This is a genomic window from Arthrobacter sp. CAL618 (assembly GCF_000468215.1).
Lineage (GTDB): Bacteria > Actinomycetota > Actinomycetes > Actinomycetales > Micrococcaceae > Arthrobacter_D.
Map to the genome: position 1 here is coordinate 1 of NZ_ASZW01000281.1, position 1,181 is coordinate 1,181.

Genomic DNA, 1,181 nt, shown 5'->3' on the forward strand with positions numbered 1-1,181 from the left:
CGGGTGGAGGAGGGCTGCCGCGTCGAAGCCGGGGACCGTGGAGCAGCTCTCATCGGCCAGCTCGATCAGGTCGGCAGTACTGACGTGCTGGTGCCTGAACCGGGCGGTCCAGTCGCGAAGCATTCCGAAAAAGAGCTCGTCGCCGGCGGCGATCCTCAAGGCGTGGAGCGCCAGGGCGCCGCGTTTGTAAACCCGGTCGTCGAACATGTCCGAGCCGCCGGGATCACCAATGATCAGATCCTCCGGTTCTGTGGCGAGCGCACGCCACGCCTCGGTGGCCCGTTGCGAAGTGGAAAGGGACCCCGACCTTTCTGACCACAGCCATTCGGCGTAGCAGGCGAAGCCCTCGTGCAGCCAGATATCCTGCCAGGCACTCACCGTCAGGGAGTTACCGAACCACTGGTGGGACAGTTCGTGAGCGATGAGCCGCTGAGATTCCCACTCGGTGGTGAGATGGTTGCTGCCCAGAATCGACAACGACTGCGCTTCCAACGGAATCTCCAATACATCGTCAGCTACCACCACGGTGTACGCATCAAACGGATAAGGGCCGAAGAGTTCGGTGAAGGCGCTGATCATCTCGTGCTGACGCGAGAGTGCGCGGCGTGCCGCGTCCCGCAGGCCCACGGGTGCGGCAGTGAACTGCGGCACGGGGGTGGTGCTGGACCGCTCCAACTGGTAGCGGCCAATCTGGACTGTGGCCAGATACGTGGCCATCGGCTCTGGCTGGTCATACACCCAGGTGCCGCGACTCGCTTTTGGCGTATGGGATACCAGCCGGCCATTGCAGATGGCACGGTAGTTCGCGTCGGTGGTGACAGCCATCCGGTAGGTGGCTTTGTGGCTGGGATGGTCATTGCACGGGAACCAGGACGGGCTGCCGGTGGGCTGCCCGGCAACGAGGACGCCGTCAGTGAGCTCCTCCCAGCCCACCTCGCCCCAGGTGCTTCTGGTGGGTTTGGGGTTTCCGCCGTACTTGATGTCGAGGGTGAATTCCTGACCCCCGCCGATGGGTTCACCCGGGGTGACGATCAGCCGGGATCCTCGCGTGCTGAAGCGCTGGACCTGGCCGCCGCTGAGGGTCACCTTGGTGACTTTCAACCCCGCCAGGTCCAGCTCAATCCGCTCCAATGACTGGGACGAGGGGCCGGCGGCGCGGCCGGTGATGACGGCGCGGGCGG

At 64.8% G+C, this 1,181-nt stretch carries 1 pseudogene; it reads right to left on the reverse strand.

The window, feature by feature from the left end:
- Positions 1–1,181: pseudogene (locus K728_RS0117405) on the reverse strand (M1 family metallopeptidase); the annotation flags it as partial.